The sequence below is a fragment of the Marinirhabdus gelatinilytica genome (assembly GCF_003353425.1).
GTDB classification, from domain to species: domain Bacteria; phylum Bacteroidota; class Bacteroidia; order Flavobacteriales; family Flavobacteriaceae; genus Marinirhabdus; species Marinirhabdus gelatinilytica.
Map to the genome: position 1 here is coordinate 62416 of NZ_QRAO01000002.1, position 25004 is coordinate 87419.

The following is a 25004-nucleotide window of genomic DNA, read 5'->3' on the forward strand; positions in this document are numbered from 1 at the left end:
AGTAATGGTCCGTAAAGGGTGTATCTAATTTTAGTTAAACTTGGTAAATTATTTATTTTGAAAACTTTTGTTACAGCGTCTTAAAATTCTCAATCACCTGCATCGCTACGGTCAAGGCTTGTGCGCCTTGGGCTAAGCTTACTACAGGTTCTGTATTATTGTTAATGGCATCGGCAAAGGTTTCAAGCTCGTCCAAAATGGCGTTGTTGGGGTGTATGTCCGGATTGTCGAAATAAATCTGTTTTTTCACGCCTTCAGCATTGGTGAGGATCATCGCAAAATCGTCTGGATTTTTGGGTGCATCCTTCATTTTTACCACTTCTACTTTTTTCTCCAGAAAATCTACGGAGATATAGGCGTCCCGCTGAAAGAAACGGGCCTTACGCATTTTCTTCATAGAAATGCGGCTTGCTGTAAGATTGGCTACACAACCATTTTCGAACTCGATGCGTGCATTGGCTATATCTGGTGTTTCTGAAATAACCGAAACTCCGCTGGCGTATACATTTTTAACTGGCGATTGTACCACACTCAAGATGGCATCTATATCGTGGATCATCAAATCCAGCACTACCGAAACATCGGTCCCGCGCGGATTGAACTCTGCCAAGCGGTGTGCCTCAATGAACATGGGATTGTCCATCATGTCTTTTACGCCCATAAACGCTGGGTTAAAACGTTCTACGTGTCCCACTTGCCCTTTTACGCCCTGTTCTTTGGCAAGCTCCAGCAATTTTTGGGCTTCTTCTACTGTGTGGGTAATAGGTTTTTCAATGAAGAGATGTTTGCCTGCTTTCACTACTTTTTCGGCACAATAAAAATGGTGGATGGTAGGGGTTACAACGTCCACAACATCGCAAGCGTCTATCAATGTTTCCATGGTGTGAAAGCTCTTGTAGCCAAGTTCTTCTTCGATTTTTCGGGATGCTTTGGAATCGGCATCATAAAAACCCACAAGATTATATTTTGTAGATTCGTTCAGTAATTTTAGGTGAATTTTTCCAAGATGCCCAGCACCTAAGACTCCAGCGTTTAGCATGTGCGAATATTTTTAGCAAAGATACGGGTTTTGAAAGGAAATCGTATTGGGATGGTTTGGAACTAATATCAACAATTTTTGGGTTTTGGTATTTGTATCTCGAAACTCGTCTTTCAACGGAAAACTGCATTTGGAAACACTACTACACTCTCATGACCATTGGCTCCCACAGCTGAAATGCCAAAGAAGTAATTGTCTATCACGATACCCTTAAGGGTAAATTCTGAAACATCACCTACGTAACGGCTGTAATCCCAAGTTGGCGAAGTGGTATCGCGCCAATAAATTTTATACCCTACGGCACCTTCAACCCTATCCCACTTAAATTTTGCTGAAGGTTCCACTATACCGCCTATGGCGACATTTTTGGGGGCAGGGGGAGCCCAAGCCAAGCTCGCCATGGTAATCGCATTTACAGCGGTGAGTTTTTTTGCATATTCGAAATTAACAAATTTCAGTCTGTCACCGTATTCAATACCGTTCTCGGTACGGATATCCTGGTGCTGTTGGGTATAATTTTCATGGGCTTCCATAATACGCACCCCTGCAAATCCTAGATCGTTGAAGGGTCGATGGTGCCCACCACGCCCAAAACGATCCAATCGATAGATCATCATGGGGTTCATCTCTGGCATATAGGTTTCAGTGGTTTTGTGGACATAGCGCGCAAGTTGGCGAGAGATGCCATCTACCTCACCACCGTAAAAGCGTCTCCTTCTGCGTTCTTGCTCGGTTTCGGTGGGGGGAGTTGGTTCAGAGAAAATCCTAAAATCTCTATTGCTTATCACGCCGTCCACACCTTTTATATTGCCTATCATATCGTTGTTAAGTACGCCTATGATGTCCCAGCCCTCTTCTTTTGCCCAAGCTGCAAAACCTGCACCGCCAAAGAGTCCTTGCTCTTCACCACTTAATCCTAAATACACAATACTAGCATCAAAAGTATACTTGGAGAGTACCCTGGCAGCTTCTATGGCACCTGCCATACCACTGGCATTGTCGTTGGCACCAGGGGCATCTTTGGTAAAATCGCTACCATCGCTGTTTCGGGAATCTATATCGCCACTCATTATGATGTAGCGGTTGGGATATTTTGCGCCTTTTTGTACTGCGGCTACGTTTACGATCCAAGTATCCTTGGGGACACGCCGGTTACCTTCGGCCTTCACAAAGTCCTTTTGGTAAAATACATCCAGACAGTTGTTGCAATCTTTTGATATCGTTTCAAATTCGGTCTTTATCCATCGTCTGGCAGCACCAATACCACGGGTATCACTCACGGTATCGCTAAAGGTGTTTCGTGTACCAAAACCTGCTAGGGTCGTGATGTCTGCCTCAATTCTTTCAGCAGAAACAGCGTTGATGATGTCATATATTTTTGGGTTGGTTTGCGAGCTTACACTAACCGTTATAAGGACTGAGCAAATTAAAACAAGGTATTTCATAGCTAAAGTTTTTTTAAAAGTACAAAATTATTGTAGCTATGACTATGTATTTTTTAATAGGGCAATGCTTCATACGCCCTACCAGAGAGCAAACTTTTAGGGTTGGGATCTGTATTTTTGAATGTGTTGGGTACAGATATATACGGATAGGGCCAGCTATCCTGGGTAACCACAAAATGTAGATGCGGATACCCCGCTAATCCTGTCGCACCACTGTAGCCAAGGGTGTCACCCTGTTTAACCGTTTCCCCTACTGTTACAATAGCGCCATCTTTGGTGAGGTGCATATATTGCGCATAGGTGTTGTCAAAATGTCTTACCACAACTAAATTGTTGGGAAACTCCCCGTCAAAACCACTTTCGGTTACGTGTACAACCTTACCGTCACGGGAGGCCGTTATTATAGTGCCGATACTCATATTAAAATCGATGGCAAATTGGTCTGGCCCCCCAGCACTGTGAAAAGAACCTCCACAATGGCTCAGTCCAATAACATACGATTCTCCTACTGGATAGGGTAATACATAGGGAGATGTAGTCCATTCTGGATACGTAACATTGCAATTTCCCAGCGTAGGAGGGTTGTTGCCCACATTGTTACCATTTTCTGGACCTGCTCCCGTGGGGTTGTAAATATCGGGCCTATCATCTTCTGAACCACAAAAAGAAAGACCTATAAGGAGGAATACTACAAGAAAAAATTTCATAAGATTAGTTTTAGTTAAATGTAAGGTACTTAAGTGCTAGGCTCATAAAATTTAGGTGGTTTTAGAGTAAGAATAATTATTTTTAAATCGGTTTTTGGTTAAAACCTATATTTTTAGCGTATGGTTGAAATCCTCCGATATTTTATATTCTTTTATTGCCTGTTGGGAATCTTTATTGCAGGTGGATTGTTTTTTAGAAAACGTTCGCCGGCAAATATTACCTTGGCATTGTATATATTGCTATTCACTTTTGAGCAATTGGACTTTTTGTATACTACTAGTAACGTAGTTCTTATCTATCCTTCTTACTATCTTTATATGTATCCTATTTGTTTTTTGTTCGGTCCTTCGTTATGGCTTCACCTTAAATTTATAAAGGATCCCAAAGCAACATTTAAGTGGAAACATTTGTTGCACGCGATACCGTTTGTGCTCTTTATAGTTATAGCATTACTTCCACTATATCAACTTGGGGGTGAGGAAAGGATAGCTTATACCAGAGAAAATTTTATGAACCAAATGATGCCGCTCAATTATATTAGAACTGGGCACGTTACGCTCTACGGGGTTTTCTTGCTATTGGGTGTATCCAAGAATAGTTTCTATAAAAAGGATAAGGTTGGATTGTATATGTTGGTGATTGCCGTAATATATTTTGTAACGGCAGTTCTGCAGGTGTGCCTAACATTATTTGCAGATAGTTTTAGGCAGTTCTCTATTTTCTTTTTCTTAGGGTCTTCTATTTTCTTGATCGCTGGTTTTGTGCTGTATCGTTACCCAGAATTTTTGGAAGAAATACAAAAGAAATATTTTTCGAATACCTTACACGAAAAAGCTAAGCAGCGTATCGAAAAAAAAATAACTTCATCCAGAAATGAAATATCCCTTTTCTTGAAAAACAACTTAAAACTACGGGAATACAGCGCATTCATTAAAGAAAAACCGCACCATGTCTCACAAGTGTTTTCCGAAAACCTGAACACCTCGTTTTCTAACTTTGTAAACGAAATAAGGGTTAAAAACGCTGCGAGCCTTCTGAGAGACCCAAAAAAAGATAACTTAAAAATATTGGCCATTGCCTTTGAGAGCGGATTTAATAACAATGTTACCTTTAACAAGGCCTTTGTAAAGGAAATGGGCACTACACCGGGCAAATACAGAAAAAATAGAGCTTCCCTATTGTAAGAAAAACACCTTCGTTATCTTACCCTTGTTTATTTCGTATATAGCTACAGCATGAAACTCATTGCCATTTGCGGTAATAACTTCTTCATCTATAACAATGTTGCCAATGGTCATTCGTGTTGGTACGGTATAGGAAAGATCTGGGGTATTCTCGAAAAACTGGGTGTAGCCATTTCTCATTTCGGTTTTTCCCTTGCTTCTCAGTTGGTTGGGGTAGGTGTAGGTTTTAACATCTTCGGTATAGGCCTTTAAAAATTCTTCGATATCACGCTCGTTATAGGATTTCATTTGTGCTAGAACTGGAGGTAGTGGATCTTCAGCTTTTTTATTCGATATAAATGCCATGGACTGTATAAGGCCATCTTTGGTCTCATAAATGGTCATCTGCCTATTTGGTTTCCCGTTCACTGTTGCGATCTCTTCGTCTATAACATAGTTTCCAATCACTATTCGATCCTTTACTTCCACATTCCAACTTTTATTGTTTTTATAAAAGCGAGCATAGTTCTCTTTTAGTTTTTTCCTCCCTACATACATTGTATCGGCAGGGAAGCGGCTTACCACTACATCTTCAGAAAAAGCATTTGCAGAATTTTCCAAATCACCATTGTTAAAGGGAGCTATGTGGACGTCTACAATTTGCGAAGGGGTTTTCGTTTTCCTTTTAGCAGCAAAGGATATATACTTGCCGTTTGGGCTTACGGCAATGCGGGTAATGTCTGTTATATTTTGTTGGGACAGGTCTGCCATTTCGGTCCACTCACCAGGACCGAACATATCGTACACATATAATTTTGAGCCACTCCCTAGAATGAGGGTTGTGGAATCTATCCACGCGTAATCTTGTATCCCGATGGGCAGTTGGCAAACAAAGTAGGTCTCTTCGGCTTCCGCTACATCAACCAAGTATATATCGTGGTTTTTTTCTTCATTGATAACCGTGTAGCTCACATTTTTTGAACCGGGAACCTTATGTATGGAGCGTCCGGCATTTTCAACATATATTCCAGCTTCGTCCCTTGGTATATTAGCAATGACCAAATCCAACTGATTTCCAGCAAGTATTGAGGCCACCACCCAATCCTTATCGTAAAAAGCATAATAGGCAATTTCCAGCTCGCTCAATAGCATTTGGTAATCACCGTGGTCGGGATGTGAAAAGTCGTACTTATAGAGCCGTTGTAAACCCGTGGTGTCCAAGCGTACAGCGGTAACATACTCGCCTCCGGGCATCACCTTTGGGGAATACTCTCCTCCTGCTGTGGGGGCGTTTATGCGATGTTGTGTTTTTTCTGAAATGTAATACAGCATAATTTCCGTTTGCCCATTCTGGGTGCCCGCATACAGCAATCTATTATCATCCATAAAGTACGGTTGGTTATCGTACCCCTTGTTTTCTGATATGTTTCTGAAATTAGAAACCTGGAACAATGAGTCCCCCCTTTCCATATCAACTAAAAAGACATCGGTGTCGGGTTGTGCCGAAACATATAGAGAGAAAAAGACTAAAAGTATTGGAAGGATCTTCATTATAGCTGTTTAAGACTGAAAGGTACAAATATAGCTACAATGTGGACCAAGGAAATTTTATTACCCTACTAAAATACTTCGTTTTTAAGTTGTATTTTTGCAAGGCTATGAAAAAATTAGTATTGTGCTTACTCTTGCCAGGTTTTTTGTATTCCCAGTCGCTTGAAGACTTAGATTTCGGAACGCCAGAAACCCTGGATATCGTTACCTGGAATATCGAGTTTTTCCCTAAAAACAATCAGGCTACCATACAGTATGTAGTAGCGATCGTGGAAGCAATGGAGGCCGATATTGTTGCCATACAGGAAGTGGACGACTACTTTGCCTTTAACGAGCTCGTATCCTATCTGGACGATTATGGAGCCTACCGTATCTCTACCAACAATAGAGGCTTGGCATACCTTTACAGAAAAGATGTAGTACAGATAAATGATGGGTACGAGCTGTTTACACAATTGCCTGAGGCCGATAATTTTCCAAGGTTCCCCATGGTGCTGGATATTTTTTACGGCGGCGAAAGAGTAGTGCTTATAAACAACCACTTTAAATGTTGTGGAGATGGTGAGATTGATCCCAACGATATGTGGGACGAAGAAACCCGAAGGTTCAATGCCAGTACCTTGCTGAAAGCGTATATAGACCAAAACCTGGACGATGTGCCGGTAGTACTCCTGGGCGATCTCAATGATATTTTAACAGACCCTATGCAACACAACGTTTTCAGTGCTTTTTTGAACGATCCCGATGATTTTTTCTTTACCGATATTGACATTGCCCAAGGTACCGAGGCCAACTGGTCCTATCCTTCCTGGCCCTCCCACTTGGACCATATTTTGATTACCGATGAACTCTTCGATCTCTTTAATAGTACTGAAGGAAATGTAGAGACCCTAAAGATTGAAGATTATCTCACTGGGGGCTGGCAGGAATACGACCAGAATGTGTCTGACCACCGCCCCGTTGCCCTACAGTTACCTATTGAAGAGATTGTATTGCAAACTGATGAGTTCGCTATTGCCAATTCCGTATTTGTATATCCCAATCCTTTCAGTGAACGCACCATTTTTAAACTGCCCGAAAGTTTTTTAGAAACCAATATCGCTATATACAATGCCCAAGGACAGTTGGTACATGCTACCAGTGTTGATGCTGGCGCACGGGAGTATGTTTGGGAAAGTTCGCGCCATGCTTCAGGTTTTTACTTTGCTAAGGTGTATGCTGGAACCAATGAGATAGCTACTCTAAAACTAGTGATACAATAAAAAAACCGCCTCCAAAAGCTGAAGACGGCTTGCAATTGATCTAACCAATATTAAAAATTTAAAAGGGGTACGTATTCTCTGCCGTTACCTTTTCAGCGATCTTGTTACGCAAGGCAACTACATTGGGCATGTTTTGGTATTTGGTAAAACGTTTCAGTCCCACAAGCATCATTTTCTGTTCGTCTCCTTCAGCAAAGCTCACGATGCCTTCCTTGGCTTTTTGCGTTACAATGTCCACAGCATGGTATAAATATAATTTTGCCATTGCCACTTGATATTCTGCGTTGGCACCATTATTCTTTGAGGTCTTTTCAGCTCTCAGTATAGCACTTTCGGCCATATAGATCTCAATCAGGATATCGGCGCTCGCCAACAATAATTGCTGGTGCTGTTCTAGGTCCGGTCCAAATTTTTGTACAGCACTTCCTGCAACCATCAAGAACACTTTTTTCAGCTTGGCTACCATCGCTTTTTCTTCACTGAGCGTTTCTGAAAAATCTGGCGTATCAAAACTTGGGATGCCCATTAATTCCTTAGCAACTTCCTGGGCTGGATTTAAAAGATCTACGTGTCCTTTCATCGCTTTCTTTACCAACATTCCCACGGCCAACATACGGTTTATCTCGTTGGTCCCTTCATAGATACGCGAAATACGTGCATCACGCCATGCGGCTTCCATTGGGGTATCGGCACTAAAGCCCATTCCGCCAAAAATCTGGATACCTTCGTCACTACAATTTTGGATGTCTTCTGAAACGGCTACTTTTAAAATAGAGCACTCAATGGCATATTCCTCAACACCTTTCAGTTCGGCTTCTTGGTGACTGTTGCCTTGGCTTTCACGAATGGAGATACGGTCTTCAATATTCTTGGCAGCACGATACGAGGCCGACTCACCCACAAACACGTTTGTTGCCATTTCGGCCAATTTCGACTTTATGGCTCCAAATTTGGCGATAGGTGTTTTAAATTGAACACGGTCGTTAGCATACTCGGTAGCTTTCCAAATCACTCTTCGCTGCGCGTCCAAACAGGCGGCTGCTAGTTTTATACGGCCTACGTTCAAGGCATTCATGGCGATCTTGAAACCTTCGCCACGACCTGCCAGCATATTTTCTACAGGTACCTTGGTCTCGTTAAAGAATACCTGACGGGTAGAGGAGGAGTGGATACCTAGTTTCTTTTCCTCTTCGCCCATGGAAATTCCATTTTCGGGATCGTTCTCCACGATAAATCCTGTGATGTTCTTATCGTCCTCAATACGTGCAAAGACAATCATCACATCGCAGAAGCCTGCATTGGAGATCCACATTTTCTGTCCGCTAAGGCTGTAGTATTTTCCATCATCGCTCAGTACGGCTTTTGTCTTTCCACTATTGGCATCACTACCCGCTCCTGGTTCTGTCAAGCAGTAAGCGCCAAACCATTCGCCCGTAGCAAGTTTAGGGACGTATTTTTGTCGTTGCTCTTCAGTACCATACAGGGTGATGGGCATGGTGCCAATGCCAGTATGGGCTCCAAATGCGGTTGCAATACTTCCCGTAGCTCCCGAAATATAATCGCACACCAACATGGTGGTAACAAATCCCATTCCCAAGCCATCGTATTTTTCAGGTACTGCGATACCTAGGAGACCCAGTTCGCCAGCTTTGCGCATTACTTCTTCGGTGAGTTTATAATCTTTTGCTTCAAAGCGTTCTTTGTGTGGCCAGATTTCGCGATCTACAAATTCCTTTACCGATTCTTTCATCATTTTCTGCTCTTCTGAAAAATCTTCAGGAGTAAAAATGTCTTCACAAGGTGTTTCCTTTACCAAGAACTGCCCACCGCGAAGTATTTCTTTGTTTATTGTTTCTGTGCTCATTATTTTTTATTTCTTTAGAATGTCCGTTAGAGCGCAGTCGAGAACTAATATATATGATGTCTGGTCAATTTAAGGTCTCGACTGCGCTCGACCAGACAAGTGTTTTAACTATTTCAAAAATTCAAAAATCCCAGCAGCACCTTGTCCAGTCCCCACACACATGGTTACCATCCCGTATTGCCCCTGCATATTTCTTTTCCGCATTTCGTCGAACAACTGTACTGAAAGCTTGGCTCCTGTACAACCCAATGGGTGCCCCAATGCAATGGCGCCACCGTTTACGTTTACGATGTCCTTGTTTAAACCCAACTCACGAATTACGGCGAGACTCTGTGATGCAAAAGCTTCGTTCAATTCAATAAGTTTGATTTCGTCTTGTTTTAAACCTGCTTGTTCCAGTGCTTTTGGTATGGCCTTAACAGGGCCAATTCCCATAATGCGTGGCTCTACGCCCATAGCGGCATAATTTACCATACGGGCAATGGGTTCGATGTTCAGTTCCTTTACCATATCCTCGCTCATCACCATTACGAAGGCTGCACCATCACTCATTTGTGAGGAATTTCCTGCAGTTACGCTTCCACCTTGTGCGAATACGGGGCGCAATTTCGCCAATGCCTCTATGCTTGTACCTTTTCTTGGGCCTTCGTCTTTGTTTACCGTGTAGGTTTTAGTGGCTTTTTTGCCGTTTTCGTCCACGTAGGTTTGCTCCACTTCGATGGGGACAATCTGTTCCTGAAAGCGATCTTCGGCCTGAGCCTTCAATGCTTTCATATGGCTATTGTATGCAAACTCATCTTGATCTTCCCGAGATACATGGTATTGGTTCGCAACCGCTTCTGCCGTATTTCCCATGCCCCAATAGTAGTCTTCGTGACCGTTCTTTACGATGTCGTAATTCAGTTCTGGTTTGTAACCGGACATAGGTACACTACTCATACTCTCGGCTCCTCCTGCAATGATACAATCTGCCATTCCGCTCTGTATCTTTGCTGTGGCCAGTGCAATGGTCTCTACCCCTGAGGAGCAAAAACGATTCACGGTCATTCCGGGAACGTCAACGATGTCGAGCCCCATTAGGGAGATCAATCTTCCAAAATTGAGACCTTGTGACCCTTCGGGCATGGCATTACCCACAATCACATCATCTATTCGTTTTTTGTCGAGATTGGGCAGTTCCTTCATCATATACTGGATGGTCTCTGCAGCCAGATCGTCGGCTCTCTTAAATCTGAATAATCCCCTGGGTGCTTTCCCAACGGCGGTTCGATATGCTTTTACTATATATGCTGTTTTCATTTTTTTTTGCTTTAGGCTTTAAGCAGTTAAAATTTATTGCCTATGGCTTATTGCACTAGGCTTTAGGCTTAAATTTAATTACGTAACGGTTTCCCTTTTTGTATCATATGCTGCAAACGCTCCAGTGTTTTTCTCTCACCGGTTAGGCTCAAGAATGCTTCGCGTTCTAGGTCCAGCAGATATTGCTCGCTTACTTCAGTGGGCTCGCTCAAGTCGCCACCGGCCATTACGTAGGCCAATTTATCGGCTATCTTTTGATCGTGCTCGCTAATATAATTGCTGGCTTCCATACTGTCTGTTCCTACGTAGAACATTCCCAAGGCTTGTTTCCCTAACACCTTTACATCTTCTCGCTTAGGAGGTTGGGTGTAGCCCATATCGGCCATTTGTCTTGCTACGGCTTTTGCGGTCGCTATCTGTCTTGCTGTGTTCACCACCACAATGTCTTTTCCTGGTTTCAGGATATCCAGATCGTATGCCTCGTGGGCGCTGGTAGATACTTTTGCCATTGCTACGGTCAAGAAATGTTGACGCAAACGGTTCAGTTCTACATCATCTTTTTTAAAGGAATCACTCGCTCGAAGTGCCATTTCCTTGGATCCTCCACCGCCGGGAATCACCCCAACGCCAAACTCTACCAAGCCAATGTAACTCTCGGCTGCGGCCACTACACGGTCTGCGTGCAAGGTTAACTCGCAACCACCGCCCAAGGTCATTCCGTGGGGTGCCATTACCGTTGGGATAGAAGAGTAACGCAAACGCATTACCGTATCCTGAAAATATTTTACGGCAGCGTTCAGCTCGTCATATTCCTGCTCCACCGCCATCATAAAGATCATTCCAATGTTGGCACCAACCGAAAAGTTCTGTCCTTGGTTTCCAATGACCAATCCGTCGAATCTATCTTCGGCAATGTCTATGGCTTTGTTGATACCTGCCAGTACATCGCCGCCAATGCTGTTCATCTTACTACGGAATTCCACATTTAAGATACCATCGCCCAAATCCTGAACGGATACACCGCTGTTACTGAACACTTCCGAGGTTTCGCGAATATTGTCCAAAATAATAAAGGCATCCTGTCCGGGTACTTTCTTGTGGCTCTTGGAAGGAATGTCGTAAAAATACGTCTGCCCGTTCACCACACTGTAGAAGGATTCTACATTGGCGTCCAGCATTTCCTGTACCCAGTCGGCTGGCTTTTTCCCCGTTTCTTCAATAAGTTCGAGTCCTTTTTTTACACCCACGGCATCCCAAATCTCAAACGGACCGTGCTGCCAGCCAAAACCGGCTTTCATCGCGTCATCAATTTTGTAAAGCTCGTCGGTTATTTCAGGAATTCGGTGGGATACGTACGCGAACATAGCACCAAAGTTTCTTCGGTAAAATTCGCCTGCTTTGTCGTCTCCTTTTATTAAGATAGGGAAACGGTCTGCTACATTTTCAACCGACTTGGTTTTCTCCAGCGTTGCGAATTTCGCTTTTTTGCCTGGGCGGTATTCCAACGTATCTAAGTCCAAGCCTAAAATTTCAGTTTTACCGTCCTTATCTTTTGTTTTTTTATAGAATCCTTGTCCGCTCTTGCTTCCCAACCATTTGTTGTCCATCATGGTTTGGATAAAACCGGGCAGCTTAAACATATCGTGTTCCTCGTCTTCGGGAACATTTTCGTAAATCCCGTTGGCAACGTGTACCAAGGTGTCCAATCCTACTACATCCACAGTTCGGAAGGTGGCAGATTTAGGGCGACCAATAACAGGCCCCGTTAATTTATCTACCTCTTCCACCGTAAGGCCCATGTCCTTTACCAAATGGAACATCGCTTGTATGCCGTAGATCCCAATTCGGTTTCCAATAAAAGCTGGGGTGTCCTTGGCGACCACAGTGGTTTTCCCAAGGAACTTCTCGCCGTAATTGTCCAAGAAATCTAAAATCTCAGCATCGGTTTTTGGGCCAGGGATAATTTCGAATAATTTTAAGTATCGCGGTGGATTAAAAAAGTGTGTTCCGCAGAAATGCTTCTGGAAATCCTCGCTTCGGCCCTCGCTCATAAATTGAATGGGAATCCCCGAAGTGTTTGAGGTAATGAGGGTTCCTGGGGTGCGGTGTTTCTCTAAATTCTCGAACACTTGTTTCTTGATGTCCAAACGTTCCACCACTACTTCAATAATCCAGTCGGCTTTTGAAACTTTGGAGATATCATCTTCCAGATTTCCGGTAGTGATCCTGTTGGCAAAATCCTCGTGGTACAGCGGTGCAGGTTTGCTTTTTATGGCACTCTGCAAGGCTTCGTTCACCAAGCGGTTACGTACCTGTTTGTCCTCAAGGGTTAATCCTTTTGCTTTTTCTTTGTCGGTAAGTTCACGTGGGACAATGTCCAACAACAGAACTTCCACGCCAATATTGGCAAAATGGCAAGCGATACCGCTTCCCATAATTCCTGAACCAATAACGGCTACGTTGTTTATTCTTCTTTTTGACATTATGCTGAATGTTTTTTTGTAGGATAAATTTTCTTACTGTTTATGAGCTCCATAATAGTGGAGGCAACTTTTTTGAATGTATGTAGTTCTTCTTCGGAAACAGTTTCTTTAACTGCCTCGTCGAACCCGAACACCACACTTTTTGAAAACTCGCGCATCTCCCTTCCAAATTCGGTAAGGTGGATGAGGACCCCGCGGCCATCACTGGGATTGGGACGGCGTTCTATAAGGCCTTGCTGTTCCATTTTTTTAAGGGTGCGGGAAAGGGAAGTGGCTTCCATTCCCATCTTGGGGCCCAACATTGTACTGGGTGTACCCTCCTCTGGGTCTATGCTAATGAGCGCGAAGCCCGTAGCCATAGTGCTGCCCTTTTTTCCGGCCTCTTCGTTGTACAGTTTTTGTACGGCCATCCACGTACTCCTTAATATATAATCTATTGTTTTTTCTTTCAAGGGGTTGTTTTATTTTTTTGGAAAACCAAAGATAAGAAAAAAATACTATGCGTGCATAGTAAATAAAGAATTGTTTATCAATTTTTTGTTGGGTAGGGTATAAGGAAGTTAGTTGTTGTTGAGAAATACGGGCTTGTGGGGATGGGGATGATTTATACAGCATACTGTCAGCAATTTTTCAAATTTTACAAGAAAGGTTTATCTGAAAAAAATATCAAGAACCTAGTTTAAAAACTATTCCACTTGAGAACCATGGATTTATCAGTTTTATAGAAATAAATTTATTTGAGGAAGATATTTACGAGATAGACTACTATGGGTCGTTTGGGTTTTCTCCATCTAAAAGATTCTATATATTTAGGAGATGATGATATTTTGACAGAAATCTTGGACACATTTATAGAATCACAAGGAAAAAAGAAAAAATAAATTACACACAACAACGCATCCTATAAAAATCACGAGTATTTGTAAAGCAAGGGTTCGGACATTTTTCAAGCTCGCCAAATCCGCTAACTATTCATTAGATAGCCCAAAACAGCTTTACCACAAACAATAGCGAGCGATAGCAGCCCGTATGCTACCAGCAACTTTGGCTACGTTCTAAAGTCTGCCAACTACCAACTATCCACTGCCCCCTAATTTCCGTATCTTTGCACCTTCATAAAACCTACTGAAGATGCAACAACAAACCCCTCAAGAATTTATAGAGCAAATCCTCAACAATATGCCGTCGGGCTGGCTGCGCACCACTACGCACAGATTGGATATTTACGACGAGTCACTGGCCAAAACTCAATTTCTCGAACAATTTGAGGCATTGTACAAAGAAGGGGTGGCATCTACAACTGCTTTGGAAACTTTGCCAACGGCCTACGATTATATTAGGTTGGGGCATCCGTTATCCTGTGTCTTGGAGTGGGGGATGGCAAAGGAACTCAATCTGGACGCTGCCCACGTGATTAGCTTTCAATCGCAAACGGTTCCTGTGTTAGCTGTGTTGCGTAAAAATTTGCTGGATGGTAAGCAAACACAGATTTTATATACCCAAGAACTTCCGGATTGTTTTAATGCTGAGATCATTAAAGAAGTTTATGGCTATACTTTCGAGTTGAAAAAGATAGCTTCAGTTTCAGGAATAAGTGCCGCTGCTGCTGATTATGTGGGGAGTACGATTTTCATTTCAGAAGAAAAAAGCGTTAAAAAAGTTGATGTGCCCACTTCGGTAGATTTTCATATTTCCTTGTTGGGCGTACTGGGAAGCATCTTGACAATGCGCAGTAAAGATGCACAGGGCTATGTTTCGGCCATACAACATGTGAGAAGGCGTGAGACTATTGCGATGACGCCTGCTAACTCATTAACTGCGTTGCAATCTTTTATAGACCGGTCGGTTCTTAAAATTTCAGAAGGAAATATTCAGCAGGACAAAAAGAGCGTGCTTTCAGCTATTAAAAAGATAACGCAGGGACATACAGAAGCATTGGTAGCGAGTAGTGGTCTTTCTATGCAATATGCTATTATGATGGGGCTGGTGCACAACGCCCAGCAACAACACCCTGGCAAAGCGATTACATTTATTGTACCACCTAACTGTTATGGTGGAACCAACGACCAGGCAAGGCGAGTGGCAGCATGCCTGGAACATGTGGAGGTAGTAGATTTGCCGGTAGATGGCGATAATGATATGGTGCAGAGTATTGACAGGGTTTTGGATACCATAGCACAACGAGATGCCGTACCCTATATTATTGCCGAAATCCCTACCAACCCAAGAGTAGAGGTTCCAAACCTTGAAGCCTTAAAAAAGGCATTGAGCACTTCCCGAAAAACCAGCGAGGGCAATACCGCAATTCCTCCCGTTTTCATTCTTGACCAGACTTTTTGCCCTAATGTTAATTTTCTGGGTGAAGGCAGTATCTTGGCAAATGTCCAGACCATCTCTTACGTAAGTGGCTCAAAATTTCCCAGTGGTGGGCGATGTACTGCTGGATATTGCGTAGCCAATAAAAAAGCCTCAGCATTAGTTCCGAATATAAACACACACTTGAAATTATGCGATAATGAAGCTACAGGTTTACAATTGGAAATTTTGGCGGAGCAATTACCTTCTATGAACGAGCGTATTGCCAGGGCATATAACAATACCCGTGAGTTTGTAAATTTTATAGAAGAAGAACTGCCGGAAGCAAAAATAAATTTTGTTTCTGAAGCATTGGCGGAGCAAGGTTTTACACCTTCGGTATTTTCGTTGGACCTGCCTACCAAAGGTACTACACTCGAAGAAAGAGAACTTTACAAACGTGCCTTAAACCACAAACTCATTCATTTAATGATTACTGAAATCCCAACCGAGAGTAAATATTGCGTGAGTTACGGACAACTGAAAGGGTGCTACTGGACCATCCCCGCGACTTCTACCCAGGGAACCACTAAGGAAGGGGATAAGGATTATATCGCGAGAGTTTCGCTTTCAGCAAATATGGATCTGGAGCGGCACAAAGAGGTGTTTAGGGAGTTCCTGAAAAGTATCTAGCAACTTTTATATTTCAGCAAAAACACTATTGCACCGAAATTAATGTATTCCAATTCGCTTCAAAATCTTTATTGAACCGAACCGTTTTACCAATGGCATTAATATCTTTTAGCCACTTTTTTTGTGTAGGGCTTAAATATACTTCGGCTCTTTTTCGGCTGCCCAAGGCACTGTTGATTTTGGTGCGCTGTAAGGGTGATAGTGGGAGGTATTTATAGCTGGAATGTTGTAGGTAATAATCTTCGTCCTTTTCGCTCCAACGGAAATTTCCAGATTTAATGGGTTTCATCTTGTGTTGTACCGCATAGGCATCCAGTTTCTCTGCTGAAATTTCGGAAGGATCAAATTTTACTTTTACCACTTCACCATGTTGGAATCCGGCATTGGTCTCTACCACACCTTCTTGGCTGCCCAATTGTTTTTCGCCGGTCCAAAAGCAATACATCTTGTAGGTGCGTTCTTGGAGTTGGGAAGGGGTGAAGCTCAGTTCCTTGCCCAGAATTTTTACATATTCGGGAATTTCCTTCCCTTCTTTCTGTAGCGCTGAAACCATGGCGTTGTACAACCCTTTCGCCGAATAATCACTCGCAACCCGTTTTACCAAATTGTCACCATTACGGTCTACAATACGCACCACGGGATTGTTCCAGCTGGGTTCACCATATTTTTTCAGGATCTTGGCGTCGTTGCCACCTTTGTTGTTAAAAATGGCAAGAGGGATAAATTCGTTCTCAATAGCTTCGGTCATTAAGGGATTGCTCAATACATTGTGACCATAGTTTCGGCAGGTAGCACAGCCGGGAACCTCCTGGAAAAGTATCAATACAGGTTTGTTTTCTTTTGCTGAAAGGGATATAGCAGTATCGTAATCTCGAAGCCAAGCCACCTTTCCCAATTCTTCATCTTGGTTGTTTGGGTTGGTACGTTGTTGGGCAGTTGCTGAAATATATAGAATAGAACATACAGCAATTATTAAAATATTCTTCATAACAATTTTTTTAATAGGTCGTACAATTAAAAAACACTTACAGTTATGAGGTAAAAAAGCTGTATAAAAAGATTGGCAAATAATGCATCTTTTTATACAGCCTTTTTCTAATGTTTAAGGAATATATTGTTTCTACCTTCCGTACAGTCCTTCGTAGAGGTCTTTGTACATTTCTTTAATAACTTTACGCTTGGCCTTCATTGTTGGAGTAAGTTGACCACCTTCAATACTCCAAGTATCTGGTGTTAGGGCGAAGGTTTTTACTTTCTCCCATTTTCCAAAACGCTCGTTGTACTTGTCTACTTCTTTTTGGATACGTGCAATCAACTTTTCGTTTTTACATGCTTCGGCAGGATCTTCTGAAATGTTATGACCCTTCTTCTTGCTCCAATCTGCAATCCATTCCCAGTTGGGCTGTATGAGTGCTGCTGGCATTTTTTCACCTTCACCCACGACTAAAATCTGCTCTATGAAATTGGATTGTTTCATGGCGTTCTCAATAAGCTGCGGTGCCACGTATTTACCACCACTGGTCTTGAACATGGATTTTTTACGGTCGGTTATCTTTAGGAATCCCTCGCTGTCTATCTCACCAATATCACCTGTGTGAAAATAGCCGTTCTTTAACACCTCTTCGGTTTGGTCCGGGTCTTTGTAATAGCCTTGCATTACTTGTGGGCCTTTGATAAGGATTTCGCCATCTTCCGCTATTTTCACCTCGGTGTCTGGAAGCGGTTTCCCTACGGTGCCAATTTTAAAACCATTGTTGCGCATATCGTTTACGGACACTACTGGAGATGTTTCTGTTAATCCGTAGCCTTCCATCACAGGGCATCCCGCGGCATTGAATACTCGTGCGAGACGTGGTTGCAACGCTGCACTACCAGAGGCAATCGCTTTTAAATTCCCGCCCAGAGCTTCTTGCCATTTGCTGAAAATGAGCTTTCTAGCAACACCCAATTTAGTCTCATACCACCAGCCGTTCTGGCCGTAAGGTTCCCATTTCAGGCCTAAGTCAACAGCCCAAAAGAATAAGTTCTTTTTTACGCCGGTTAAGTCGTTCCCTTTGGCAATAATTTTATCGTATACCTTTTCAAGTAATCGCGGTACAGCGGTCATCACTTCGGGGTGCACTTCTTTTAGGTTATCGCTTATGGTTTCCAGATTTTCAGCAAAATGGATGCTCACGCCGCAATACTGGTACATATACAATAACATGCGCTCATAAATATGGCACACAGGAAGAAAGCTCAAGGCTTTACTCTTCCCCATTTCAATGGGGAGGCGCCCTTTACTGTGCTTGGCATTGCTTGCAATGTTTTTATGGCTCAACATGACACCCTTGGGTTTTCCGGTAGTTCCCGAAGTGTATATAAGGGTGGCCAGATCGTCTTCGTTTATGGCATCTTTTCGTTTCTCAACTTCATCCTGGAGGTCCTTGTTGTCATCGCCCAAAGCAATTACCTCCATCCAGTTGGGGCATCCGTCTATGGCATCAAAACAATATACGCCTTTAAGGCTAGGGACGTTCTGTTTAATTTTATTGATTTTTTCCAAAACCTCGTTACACGACACAAACACGTATTTCGATTCGGAGTGGTTCAACACGTATTCGTATTCTTCTTCAGAAATGGTGGGATAGATGGGTACGTCCTGCGCTCCGGTTTGAAGGATACCAATGTCACAAATATTCCATTCGGTACGGTTGGTCATAGAAATAATGGCAACCTTATCGTTAGGTTGTACACCTAATTTTATAAGCCCACGACTTATTGCGTTGGCCTTGTCTATATATTCTTGGGTTGAGGTTTTTACCCATTCTCCGTTTACCTTGCTCACTAGGGCGCCGTCTTGGGGATAGGTAGCTAATTGATAATACGGAAAATCGAAAAGTCTTTTTGGATCGGTCATAAGTGCTAAATATTGTAGTTATGCAAAATAGGGAAAAATATTTAGTTTTTTACCATAAAAAAAAGGAGCCCATTATGAACTCCTTTTTTGATCTATGTGGTTGAAAACTACTGTTTCACGATCTTAACAGTTTGCACGGTGTTTTCTGAAGTTAATCGCATCAAATATACCCCGTTGGCAAAATTGCTGTAGTCTACTGTAGTGTTATTCGAGTTTTCTGAAGAAGAAAACACCAATTGCCCTTGAATGTTGAAAACTTCAATCGAATAGCTAGCAATCTCGGTCTTGATGTTCAAGATATCTTCTACAGGGTTAGGGTAGAGTGTGAATACGTTTATGGAAGCTTCTTCGGCATTTAATGTGCTTTCCTCCACAACACTAATGGTGAGATCATCAAAATAGAAACCATCACGTCGCTCAGCCCCGTCCGAAGCAAACTGGAAACGCACCAAAATAGTTTCGCCCAGGTAATCGCCCAAGTCTATCTCTTCCAGTACCCAATCGTTTTGTGTGCCATCGTAAAGGGGTTCTCCTTCAGGCTGAAAACCGTTGTTGCTACCTGCATTGGTGAAATTACCACATTGTGGCTCCCAAGAACCACCGTTGTTGGTGCTTACTTCTACCTGAACATAATCCCAATTGTCCTCGATCTCCCACTTGGCGTAGAACGAAAGACTTGCCCCAATTGCCGAGGTCAGATCCACAGGACTAGAGAGGGTAATGGTTTTGTTCTGGTTGTTTTGATAGTTACCGTTAGGGGAATCGGTTATAGAGCTTGAAGGTGAAACAAAAGTGTCTGTTGTTGTAGCCCAGCCGTTGTTGTTGTAATTTGCCGTGGTACTATCTCCGTTATCCTCAAAGACAGGGGTTAGGCTCCCGAACTTTTTTGTTACCAGCGTAGCGGTGTTGTAACTGCCGTTGTTCACTACCAACTCGTACACAATATCGTCTCCAGCTTGAGTGCCTGCGGCAATGGTAAGGTCTATACTTCCAGTTTGTTCTTCCAGCAAATCCATCCCGGAGAAGGTGTTGCCATTACCCACAAAAGCAATATTTGCAGAAATAGGGTTTAAGGTTACCGAAAAGTTTCCACTCCCGGCAACGCCCAATCTTTTTAAGGTATAGTCTGCTGAGATAGTTCCTTCGTTACCCACATACAATGGACCGGTTGGGGTAACGGCGGCAAAATTATTTACCATTTTAGCAGACGTAAGGTTCAAATACATCATTCCCTTGCAAATAGGTTCAATTTCGCTGGAGGGTGGCCAGAATGCAGGACCAATTTCGGGGGTGAAAGCATATATTTTGTCGTGGGTGCCCACCGTGCCGTACATAAAGTCGTCGCTTGTGCCAGCAGCAGGATATAAATCTGATGATATCTGGTTGGTAAACCCATTCCTTGAAACCAGCTCGTCGCCTACTGCCTCGAACAAATCGTTTTCTGGGGTAGGGGTGTTGTCTTCATAGCCAAAAGGGTACAACAGTAAATTTCCGTGGGTATGGTTGTTGAGTGCGATCACGAAATTATGGTTCTCTACAAACCATTTCATTGCCTGGTTCTCTACTTCAGAGAAAGGTGCTGTACCTCTGTACACTTCGCTACCGGTATTTCCAGAGGTTCCTTGTCCTCCCCAAGCACCATTGGCTGGATTTCCGTTTATATAATAATCGTAGTTACGGTTGTTGTCCACCCCATGGCCGTTTTTTCGGTTCTTTCGCCAAAACCCTCCTCCGTTGGGATCGGTCTTTTGATTGTAAAGATAGCCGTCCGGGTTTAATACAGGTACAAAATAGAGTTCGGTGTTGTTTACGATATTCTGTACCTCGGGGTCGGTATCGTAGTTTTCCAACAGATACCACATATAAAAAACCAATTGCGACAACGATGCAGGTTCGCGTGCGTGATGGATGGCCGAATATAATATTTGTGGTTCGCCCTCGGCAACATTGGGGTTGTCGCTAATCTTTACCCACTTAATGCCGTTGCCACCAATAGAAGGGGTTACCGAGTTGTCCGGCTGGCCTTCGGTTACAAAATTGCTTATGTTTTCCTTTGCCGTGATGAGGTTAGGGTAGAGGGACTGCATTTCGTCCAGTTCGTCCAGGAGTTCTTGGTAGGTTAGGTAACCGCCCATACTCCCCAAGTTAAAATTGGCTGGGGTCTCATGATCGTTTCCACTTTCGGCACAACCGGGATTTCGTGTTGGGGTTAGATTTCTGTTTTGCTGCAAAAAATGCTCTTTGGCATCTTCCACCAAAACCTCTACTTGAAAACCTGCCGCACGAACCCTTTCCAATTCTGAAACTGAAAATTCTGAGATCACAAAATGTCCCTTTTTGTGGATGCCGTGGTCTACGGCCAAACCAAGTGATTCCATAATCTCCAATGCCCCAGGATTGGTATAGGAAATTTTAGCTTTTTGATATATTTCCTGTGCGAATACTGCAGTGGTGAGAAAAAAACTGAAAAGGAGTAGTGTGTGTTTCATAGTCAAAGTTTATACGAAGTGTGTTTTTCTATAACGGCTTGGAAATTTACATAGTATCTACGCTTTTTTCTCCAACCACTTCCTAGCGTTCACAAAACCTTCCAGCCACGGGGTAATCTCGTCGTTTTTGCCGTTGGGGTAGTGTGCCCAATTCCACGAAAAGGTAGAGCGCTCCAGATGCGGCATCATTACCAAGTGCCTTCCTGTGGCATCGGTCATGATGGCTGTGTTGTAGTCGCTTCCGTTGGGATTGCTGGGGAACGCATCATATCCATATTTTCCTACGATATTGTAATGGCTTTCAGGTTTCGGAAAACTGAATTTCCCTTCCCCGTGCGCGGCCCAAATTCCCAAGGTAGTACCCGCAAAACTGGACAGCATCACAGAGTTATTCTCCTGTATGGCCACTGAAGTAAAATTACATTCAAATTTCCCCGTACTGTTATGGAGCATTTTTGGCTTCTCATCGTCTTCTGGGGTCAATAAGCCCAGTTCAATGAACAATTGGCAACCGTTGCAAACGCCCAGTGAAAGGGTGTCCTCTCGGTTAAAGAAATCTTTTAGTGCTTTATTGGCCTTCTCGTTGTAGAGGAACGCTCCTGCCCAGCCTTTTGCACTTCCCAGCACATCACTGTTGGAAAAACCACCCACGGCGGCTATGAATTGGATGTCCTCTAAGGTTTCACGACCGCTTATCAAATCGGTCATGTGTACGTCCTTCACATCAAATCCAGCGAGGTACATCGCGTTTGCCATCTCGCGCTCACTATTGCTTCCTTTTTCGCGGATAATGGCGGCCTTAATTTTTGTGTCGTTTTTGCTACGCTCCGTATGGCAATCTTCAAGAGTATTTATGTATTGCTTCGGAAATGTAAACTGGAGCGGTTGCTCCTTATAATTGTTGAAACGTTCAGCAGCCTTCTCTTCACCACTTTGTTTTCTGTCCAATAAATACGAGGTTCGGTACCACGTATCCCGCATTTCAGCAATTGAAAGTTTCAAGTTTTCGGAATGGTTGGTAATCTCGAGCACATCACTTTCAGTAACCGAACCAATTTTTACGGCTTTGATATTCTTTTCAGCAAAAACGGTTTCAACGGAAGCATCGTTTTTCGCTTGAATCACCACGGCACAATTTTCAGCAAACAGCGTCTTTGCAATATCTTTTTCGCCTAAAGCGGAAAGATCAACAGTAGCTCCAAGGTTGGTGTCTGCAAAGCACATTTCCAGCAGCGTGGTGATCAACCCACCAGAAGCGATATCGTGTCCTGCGGTGATATTTTCTTCAGCAATCAAGGTTTGTAGCGTGTTGAAAACAGTTTTTACGTAACCTGCGTCTTTCACCGTTGGAGCTTCCTCACCCACGGCATTTAATATTTGTGCAAAGGAGGAGCCACCCAATTTAAAATCGTCTTGTGAAAACGAAATATAGTAGAGACTGCCCGCATCTTTTTGCAATACAGGTCCTACTACTTTCGAGATAGCATTACAATGCCCAGCTGCCGAAATGATAACGGTGCCCGGTGAGATCACTTCCTCGTTTTTATATTTCTGTTTCATGGAAAGGGAATCCTTCCCAGTGGGGACATTTATGCCCAGGTCTATGGCAAATTCGCTCACGGCCTCTACGGCTTTGTAGAGTCTTGCATCCTCACCCTTATTATTGCACGGCCACATCCAGTTGGCAGATAGTGAAACGCTTGTAAGTTGTTCTTCCAACGGTGCCCAAACTATGTTCGTCAAGGCTTCGGTGATAGAGTTTCTTGCACCTGCCACGGGGTCTATAAGCCCTGAAATAGGGGAGTGTCCTATGCTTGTTGCGACACCATTTGTACCATTATAATCCAACGCCATTACTCCGCAATTGTTCAAGGGTAACTGCAATGGTCCTGCACATTGTTGTTTGGCCACACGGCCCCCTACGCAGCGGTCCGCCTTGTTGGTGAGCCAATCCTTACAGGCAACGGCTTCTAACTGTAATACTTGTGAAATGTATGTTTTTATGTTAGCGACATCGTATTGGGGATTTTCATAGTTTCTTGCTACTGAAATATCTTTCATGATGGTTTTAGGGGAGCTCCCAAACATATCTGCCAGCTCAAAATCCATGGGTTTTGCACCCGTGGTCTCACTTTCAAAAACAAATTTATAATCGCCCGTAACATCTCCTACCTGGTACATTGGCGAGCGTTCGCGATCGGCGATGCGTTGTAGTTTATCAATATATTTTTCTGAAATAACCAATCCCATTCGTTCTTGGGACTCGTTACCAATAATCTCTTTGGCCGAAAGCGTGGGATCGCCCACGGGTAGTTTGTCCAGATCTATCTTGCCACCAGTTTCTTCCACGAGTTCGCTCAAACAATTTAAATGCCCGCCGGCACCATGGTCGTGAATAGAGACAATTTCGTTATGGTCGCTCTCCACCATCCCGCGAATAGCGTTGGCGGCACGTTTTTGCATTTCTGGGTTGGAACGTTGTATGGCATTCAGTTCGATACCGCTGGAAAATTCACCTGTATCTGCACTGGAAACGGCGGCACCGCCCATTCCAATACGGTAGTTCTCACCCCCCAGAATAACAACTTTATCCCCTTTGTTGGGTGTGTCCTTTATGGCTTGGTTTGCCTTCCCGTAGCCAATTCCCCCTGCAAGCATGATCACCTTATCGAAACCCAATTTGCGGGCGTGCTCCTCATGCTCAAATGTTAATACAGAACCTGCTATGAGCGGTTGCCCAAATTTGTTCCCAAAATCTGAAGCTCCGTTACTGGCCTTTATCAAGATGTCCAAAGGTGTTTGGTACAACCAGTCGCGCTCGTCCATGGCTTGTTCCCAAGGACGGTTTTCTTCCAATCGTGAGTAGGATGTCATATACACAGCGGTCCCTGCAAGGGGCAATGATCCTTTTCCACCTGCCAAGCGGTCGCGTATTTCCCCACCGCTACCTGTTGCGGCACCATTAAAAGGCTCTACCGTAGTAGGAAAATTGTGGGTCTCGGCTTTCAGGGAGATAACACTGTCAAAATCCTTGCTTTCGTAAAATTCAGGAACATCCGGAGCTTTTGGGGCAAATTGCGTGGCTTTAGGGCCCTTTACGAATGCAACGTTGTCTTTGTATGCCGAAACAATCCCGTTGGGGTGCGCTTCAGAAGTTTTCTTTATCATTTTGAAGAGGGAGGAGGGCATTTCCTCTCCATCTATCACGAAGGTCCCGTTAAATATCTTGTGGCGGCAATGCTCACTGTTGGCCTGACTGAATCCAAAGACTTCACTATCGGTCAGCTTTCGGCCCAAACGAGTCGCGAGGTTCTCGAGATAGATGACCTCTTCGTCGCTAAGGGCTAATCCCTCGGCGTTATTGTAAGCGCCTATATCATCAATTTCAAGGATGCCTTCAGGCTCGATATTGATGGTGAAAATAGCTTGGTCCAACTGCGGATATTTTTGTGACAGCATGGGGTCGTAGTCTGAAAAGTCTTCGGCTACGTTTTCAAAGGTTTCAATACGTATAATGCCTTCAATGCCCATGTTTTGGGTGATTTCAACAGCATTGGTACTCCACGGGGTAATCATGGAAGCTCGTGGACCAATAAAAAAATCCGCTATTGCGGACTGTTCTATCTTGGGTTGGTTGCCAAAGAGCCATACCAATTTTTGAGTGTTTTCTGAAGTTAACTCCCCTTGGGTCTGTACTGCAAAAACGTGGTTTTTTGCATTTCCGAAGAAGTGGATCATCCGCTTTAAATTTTAGTGCTTTTGTTGCTTAAACAACTGCTTGTTTTGAAGTGGCAAAGGTAGGTAAAAAATAGGT

General features: G+C 43.4%; 15 protein-coding genes. 3 read left to right on the forward strand and 12 right to left on the reverse strand.

The window, feature by feature from the left end:
- Positions 1 to 70 precede the first annotated feature (70 nt).
- The 3 genes from C8D94_RS06380 to C8D94_RS06390 form a co-directional block, all read right to left on the reverse strand.
- Positions 71 to 1039: a Gfo/Idh/MocA family protein gene (locus tag C8D94_RS06380; protein WP_115123107.1), complete on the reverse strand. Its 969-nt coding sequence runs from the start codon at positions 1037 to 1039 to the stop codon at positions 71 to 73.
- A 113-nt stretch (positions 1040 to 1152) separates the two neighbouring features.
- Positions 1153 to 2484, reverse strand: coding sequence for a M28 family metallopeptidase (locus tag C8D94_RS06385; RefSeq protein ID WP_115123108.1), 1332 nt, complete (start codon positions 2482 to 2484; stop codon positions 1153 to 1155).
- 53 nt (positions 2485 to 2537) lie between these two features.
- On the reverse strand, positions 2538 to 3191 hold the full coding sequence (locus C8D94_RS06390) for a M23 family metallopeptidase (protein ID WP_115123109.1): 654 nt from the start codon (positions 3189 to 3191) through the stop codon (positions 2538 to 2540).
- A gap of 120 nt (positions 3192 to 3311) precedes the next feature.
- On the opposite strand from C8D94_RS06390, the gene C8D94_RS06395 reads away from it, so the two are divergent.
- Entirely contained in the window at positions 3312 to 4376 is a 1065-nt protein-coding gene (locus tag C8D94_RS06395) for a helix-turn-helix domain-containing protein (RefSeq protein WP_115123110.1), read from the forward strand.
- On the opposite strand, the gene C8D94_RS06400 is transcribed toward C8D94_RS06395, so the two are convergent.
- A complete protein-coding gene (locus C8D94_RS06400; RefSeq protein ID WP_115123111.1) occupies positions 4368 to 5906 on the reverse strand; it encodes a nuclear transport factor 2 family protein in 1539 nt (512 codons plus the stop codon). The two genes, C8D94_RS06395 and C8D94_RS06400, sit on opposite strands and share 9 nt — an antisense overlap.
- A 107-nt stretch (positions 5907 to 6013) precedes the next feature.
- On the opposite strand from C8D94_RS06400, the gene C8D94_RS06405 reads away from it, so the two are divergent.
- On the forward strand, positions 6014 to 7168 hold the full coding sequence (locus tag C8D94_RS06405) for an endonuclease/exonuclease/phosphatase family protein (protein ID WP_115123112.1): 1155 nt from the start codon (positions 6014 to 6016) through the stop codon (positions 7166 to 7168).
- A 58-nt stretch (positions 7169 to 7226) separates the two neighbouring features.
- Here C8D94_RS06405 and C8D94_RS06410 read toward each other — a convergent pair whose 3' ends face one another.
- The 4 genes from C8D94_RS06410 to C8D94_RS06425 form a co-directional block, all read right to left on the reverse strand.
- Positions 7227 to 9032 carry an acyl-CoA dehydrogenase family protein gene (locus C8D94_RS06410; protein ID WP_115123113.1) on the reverse strand — a complete coding sequence of 602 codons (1806 nt, stop codon included), beginning with the start codon at positions 9030 to 9032 and terminating at the stop codon, positions 7227 to 7229.
- Positions 9033 to 9140: 108 nt separating this feature from the next.
- Positions 9141 to 10331: an acetyl-CoA C-acyltransferase gene (locus C8D94_RS06415; protein ID WP_115123114.1), complete on the reverse strand. Its 1191-nt coding sequence runs from the start codon at positions 10329 to 10331 to the stop codon at positions 9141 to 9143.
- Positions 10332 to 10405: 74 nt separating this feature from the next.
- Positions 10406 to 12814 carry a 3-hydroxyacyl-CoA dehydrogenase/enoyl-CoA hydratase family protein gene (locus C8D94_RS06420; protein WP_115123115.1) on the reverse strand — a complete coding sequence of 803 codons (2409 nt, stop codon included), beginning with the start codon at positions 12812 to 12814 and terminating at the stop codon, positions 10406 to 10408.
- Positions 12814 to 13266 carry a MarR family winged helix-turn-helix transcriptional regulator gene (locus C8D94_RS06425; protein ID WP_115123116.1) on the reverse strand — a complete coding sequence of 151 codons (453 nt, stop codon included), beginning with the start codon at positions 13264 to 13266 and terminating at the stop codon, positions 12814 to 12816. The genes C8D94_RS06420 and C8D94_RS06425 overlap by 1 nt, the downstream gene beginning before the upstream one ends.
- A gap of 679 nt (positions 13267 to 13945) precedes the next feature.
- On the opposite strand from C8D94_RS06425, the gene C8D94_RS06430 reads away from it, so the two are divergent.
- The gene (locus tag C8D94_RS06430) at positions 13946 to 15802 is read left to right on the forward strand and encodes a PLP-dependent aminotransferase family protein (RefSeq protein WP_115123117.1); all 1857 of its coding nucleotides are present in this window, start codon (positions 13946 to 13948) and stop codon (positions 15800 to 15802) included.
- A 25-nt stretch (positions 15803 to 15827) separates the two neighbouring features.
- Here C8D94_RS06430 and C8D94_RS06435 read toward each other — a convergent pair whose 3' ends face one another.
- From C8D94_RS06435 to purL, 4 genes are all read right to left on the reverse strand, one after another.
- Positions 15828 to 16790, reverse strand: a complete 963-nt coding sequence (locus tag C8D94_RS06435; protein WP_115123118.1) for a VPGUxxT family thioredoxin-like (seleno)protein, type 2 — start codon at positions 16788 to 16790, stop codon at positions 15828 to 15830.
- Between the two features lie 132 nt (positions 16791 to 16922).
- The gene (locus C8D94_RS06440) at positions 16923 to 18701 is read right to left on the reverse strand and encodes an AMP-dependent synthetase/ligase (RefSeq protein ID WP_115123119.1); all 1779 of its coding nucleotides are present in this window, start codon (positions 18699 to 18701) and stop codon (positions 16923 to 16925) included.
- 107 nt (positions 18702 to 18808) lie between these two features.
- Positions 18809 to 21190 (reverse strand): M14 family zinc carboxypeptidase, encoded by a 2382-nt coding sequence (locus C8D94_RS06445; RefSeq protein ID WP_115123120.1) that lies wholly within the window; start codon positions 21188 to 21190, stop codon positions 18809 to 18811.
- 57 nt (positions 21191 to 21247) lie between these two features.
- Positions 21248 to 24928, reverse strand: coding sequence for a phosphoribosylformylglycinamidine synthase (gene purL, locus C8D94_RS06450; RefSeq protein WP_115123121.1), 3681 nt, complete (start codon positions 24926 to 24928; stop codon positions 21248 to 21250).
- Between the last annotated feature and the right edge of the window lie 76 nt (positions 24929 to 25004).

What these genes read in the sequence shown, in the direction of transcription:
- C8D94_RS06380 (WP_115123107.1), bottom strand. Translation starts at nt 1,039, where the DNA reads ATGCTAAACGCTGGAGTCTTAGGTGCTGGGCATCTTGGAAAAATTCAC.
- C8D94_RS06385 (WP_115123108.1), bottom strand. Translation starts at nt 2,484, where the DNA reads ATGAAATACCTTGTTTTAATTTGCTCAGTCCTTATAACGGTTAGTGTA.
- C8D94_RS06390 (WP_115123109.1), bottom strand. Translation starts at nt 3,191, where the DNA reads ATGAAATTTTTTCTTGTAGTATTCCTCCTTATAGGTCTTTCTTTTTGT.
- C8D94_RS06395 (WP_115123110.1), top strand. Translation starts at nt 3,312, where the DNA reads ATGGTTGAAATCCTCCGATATTTTATATTCTTTTATTGCCTGTTGGGA.
- C8D94_RS06400 (WP_115123111.1), bottom strand. Translation starts at nt 5,906, where the DNA reads ATGAAGATCCTTCCAATACTTTTAGTCTTTTTCTCTCTATATGTTTCG.
- C8D94_RS06405 (WP_115123112.1), top strand. Translation starts at nt 6,014, where the DNA reads ATGAAAAAATTAGTATTGTGCTTACTCTTGCCAGGTTTTTTGTATTCC.
- C8D94_RS06410 (WP_115123113.1), bottom strand. Translation starts at nt 9,032, where the DNA reads ATGAGCACAGAAACAATAAACAAAGAAATACTTCGCGGTGGGCAGTTC.
- C8D94_RS06415 (WP_115123114.1), bottom strand. Translation starts at nt 10,331, where the DNA reads ATGAAAACAGCATATATAGTAAAAGCATATCGAACCGCCGTTGGGAAA.
- C8D94_RS06420 (WP_115123115.1), bottom strand. Translation starts at nt 12,814, where the DNA reads ATGTCAAAAAGAAGAATAAACAACGTAGCCGTTATTGGTTCAGGAATT.
- C8D94_RS06430 (WP_115123117.1), top strand. Translation starts at nt 13,946, where the DNA reads ATGCAACAACAAACCCCTCAAGAATTTATAGAGCAAATCCTCAACAAT.
- C8D94_RS06435 (WP_115123118.1), bottom strand. Translation starts at nt 16,790, where the DNA reads ATGAAGAATATTTTAATAATTGCTGTATGTTCTATTCTATATATTTCA.
- C8D94_RS06440 (WP_115123119.1), bottom strand. Translation starts at nt 18,701, where the DNA reads ATGACCGATCCAAAAAGACTTTTCGATTTTCCGTATTATCAATTAGCT.
- C8D94_RS06445 (WP_115123120.1), bottom strand. Translation starts at nt 21,190, where the DNA reads ATGAAACACACACTACTCCTTTTCAGTTTTTTTCTCACCACTGCAGTA.
- purL (WP_115123121.1), bottom strand. Translation starts at nt 24,928, where the DNA reads ATGATCCACTTCTTCGGAAATGCAAAAAACCACGTTTTTGCAGTACAG.